This is a genomic window from Actinomadura sp. KC06, assembly GCF_004348735.1.
Lineage (GTDB): Bacteria > Actinomycetota > Actinomycetes > Streptosporangiales > Streptosporangiaceae > Spirillospora.
This window is the reverse complement of the sequence record NZ_SMKT01000350.1, coordinates 1-2,903: the sequence shown is the minus strand read 5'-3', so window position 1 is coordinate 2,903 and position 2,903 is coordinate 1. Positions and strand designations below refer to the sequence as shown.

Annotated in this window: 3 protein-coding genes; all 3 read right to left on the bottom strand. The window is 71.2% G+C overall.

The features are described from left to right. Window positions 1-519 precede the first annotated feature (519 nt). From E1287_RS42875 to E1287_RS42865, 3 genes are read right to left on the bottom strand one after another with little or no spacing between them, the layout of a single operon-like run. Window positions 520-1,293 (bottom strand): maleylpyruvate isomerase family mycothiol-dependent enzyme, encoded by a 774-nt coding sequence (locus E1287_RS42875; protein ID WP_243719839.1) that lies wholly within the window; start codon window positions 1,291-1,293, stop codon window positions 520-522. Continuing rightward, window positions 1,290-2,117: an SDR family oxidoreductase gene (locus E1287_RS42870; RefSeq protein ID WP_131971830.1), complete on the bottom strand. Its 828-nt coding sequence runs from the start codon at window positions 2,115-2,117 to the stop codon at window positions 1,290-1,292. Before E1287_RS42870 ends, E1287_RS42875 begins: the two co-directional genes overlap by 4 nt. Window positions 2,118-2,128: 11 nt before the next feature. Next, window positions 2,129-2,794: an SDR family oxidoreductase gene (locus tag E1287_RS42865; protein ID WP_131971828.1), complete on the bottom strand. Its 666-nt coding sequence runs from the start codon at window positions 2,792-2,794 to the stop codon at window positions 2,129-2,131. Window positions 2,795-2,903: the final 109 nt, after the last annotated feature.

Below are 2,903 nucleotides of genomic sequence, written 5' to 3'. Positions count from 1 at the left end.
CCCCGGCGCCGCCCGTCTCCGAGGCGATGCCCCCGCCCCGGCTCTCAACGGAGCGGTCACCGTTCGTCCGTCCCACATACCCGGACAAGCGACCCAAGGACACCTCTCCGAAAAGCCCGATCAACCTGCACGACCCCAACCACTGCCGGTGTCACAAGCCGGTGGGGCCGGTGTTCATGGGCGGCGTTCATGGTCGGCGGTGAGCGGACCGCGCCGCGTGTCCGTCGTCGGCCGCGCTCGGCCAAGAGCGATGCGGGGTGTCTCCTCCGAGAAGGGATTCCGCTGCGCACCGACATCCTCTCGGAGAAGGTCGATCAGCCTGCGTGAACTCGGCCGCCGTCGGTGTCACAAGTCGGTGGGGCCGGTGTTAATGAGTCGGCGGTCAGCGGGCCGCGCCGTGCGTCTGGCGTCCTGCGCACCTGGACCAGAGGGATGCGGGATGTCTCGTTCGAGAAGGGCGTTCCGGTGCGCAGACCCAGGTGTCGCCGGGCTCTCCGACGGTGTCGTAAGCCGATGGGGTCAGTAGAGGAAGGGAAGTGTCACGCCTTCGGTGCCGGTGAGGTCGTCGCCGCGGGATCGGCCCATCAGCCAGGCGAGCAGGGACGCCTCCGGACCCATGACGATCATGGCGCCATCGTTGTCGTCACCGAGCTCGCGGCCGGTGTCGGTGGCGCGCAGTCGCAGGCGCGGGGCGTCGTCGCGGCGAGCAAAAGAGGCGGCGACGCCGTCGAGCGTCCGCGATGTGAACGCCGCGGGCCAGTCGCGTGGCATGAAGCCGGCGTCGAGATCGACATGGTGGACGAGCACCTCGGTGAGCCGCGCGTCGGCGGCGCGGGCGGCCGGGTGGCGTGCGCCCGACGTCCATTGGACGGTCCGCGCCCACGCCTCGTCCGGCATCAGCGCGTAAGCGTCGGCGAACCGCCGGGCGCTGTCCCGCACGTCCGCCACGAGCGCGGCGGCGGGACGTCCGGCGCCGGCCTCGATCTCGGCGGCGCGGGCCTCCATGCTCGGGTACTCGTAGGACTCGACACCCGTCCGGGCCCAGGTGAGCAGGCGAGTGCCGCCGTCGGCGTTCCTGGCCACGTGCGTGAGGACGTGGCCGCGCGTCCAGCCGGGCAGCAGCGACGGCGCGCGAACGTCGTCGTCATCGAACCGCTCCGCCGTAGCAAGGAGCGACCGCGTCGCCGCACTGATCGCACTAAGCGTCACAACCGGCCTGACCGGCTTGGGCGCGTCGACCGGCTTGGGCGGGACGGTCGGCGCACGCGGATCGGTTGGGTCGGGGGAGCTCATGTGAAGGCGGAGGTGTGGGATTCAGCCCACTGGCGGAAGGTTCGGGGTGGGGTGCCTGTGATGTCCTGGACGGTCGAGCGGACGATCGACTCGTCCAGGGAGCCGTTCACGTAGAAGTCGAAGAACGCGTCGACGTATTCGGCGGGCATCTGGCCCGTCATCTCGGCGCGGGCCTCGTCGTCGGGTTGGGCCTCGAAGCGCAGGTCACGGCCTAGGACGTCACCCAGGATGGCGACCTGCTCGGCGGGCAGCAGCGATTCGGGGCCGGTCGGATAGTACGTCTGTCCCGCGTGACCGTCGTCCAGCAGGGCTTTGGCGGCGACGGCGGCGATGTCGCGCGGATCGACGGCGGCGGCGCGGACGTTCGCGAACGGCAGCCGGAGCGTGTCACCGGCGTTCAGTTGAGGGAGCCAGCGCAGCGCGTTCGACATGAAGGCGCTCGGACGCAGGACCGTCCACGGGAGGCCCGAATCATGGAGCGCGCGCTCGGTGACGATCATGTAGCGGGTGACGGCGTTGGTCATGTCGCCGCTGCCCGCCGATGCGCCCGAAAGCTGGACGACACGTCCCACCCCGGCGCGACGGGCCTCGGCGAGGATCCCCGGCATGTCGCGGTAGCCGGGGAGAAGGAAGACGCCTTGCACGCCGTCCAGTGCCGGAGCGAGTGAGGCGGGGTCGTCGAGGTCGCCGGTGACGTGTTCGACGCCGTCCACCGGCACGGGCGGCGGTCGGCGAACGAGGGCGCGAACGGGCTCGCCGGACGACGCGAGAAGGTCGACGAGCTCGGAGCCGATATTGCCGGTCGCGCCAGTGACCAAGATCATCGAAGTGCCTTTCACCAGGGGAGGGGACGGCCGTCGCGGAAGAACCCGCCGGTCGGGCCGTCGTCGGGCAGCGTCGCGGCCCACACGATGCCCGCCGCGCCCTCGGCGACGGGGCGTCCGCCGGGGCCGCCCATATCGGTCGCGACCCAACCGGGGCAGACCGCGTTCACGAGGATGCCGTCGGGGCGGAGCTCGGCGGCGAGCATGCGGGTCAGCGCGTTGAGCGCGACCTTGGACACGGTGTAGGCGGGCGTGCCGCCGCCCATGTCGGTCAGCGACGCGACTCCGCTGGACACGTTCACGATCCGTCCGTGGCCGCTGCGGCGCAGGTGGGGAAGGAGCGCCTGCGTCAGCCGCCACGGACCGTAGAGGTTGGTCTCGGTCGCCTCCCGGACGACGGACAGGTCGGCGGCCGACGCCCGCTGCCACGTGTCGTAGGTGATCGCAGCGTTGTTGACCAGGACGTCCAGGTGCCCGATCTCGGCGGCGGCGCCTTCGATGTCGGCGGACGAGGTGAGGTCCAGGCGCAACGGCGTCGCACCGACCTCCTTCGCCGCGCGTTCGGCCGCCTCCGGAGAACGCGCGCCGAGCAGGACTTCGTGGCCGCGTTCCGCGAGCTGCCTGCACACTTCGAGGCCGATGCCTCGGTTCGCCCCGGTAACGAGCGAAACCGTCACGCCGCCCCCTCCTCCCGTCCCACGTCGTCTGGGACGTCGCACAACGACCGCGCAGGCCCGCCCCCTAGAGGCTCACCGCCATGATCGCACGACACCACCACCCTCCAAC

Bases quoted from the DNA above. Each gene is read 5' to 3' on its own strand.
- E1287_RS42870 (WP_131971830.1), bottom strand. From the start codon at position 2,117: ATGATCTTGGTCACTGGCGCGACCGGCAATATCGGCTCCGAGCTCGTC.
- E1287_RS42875 (WP_243719839.1), bottom strand. From the start codon at position 1,293: ATGAGCTCCCCCGACCCAACCGATCCGCGTGCGCCGACCGTCCCGCCC.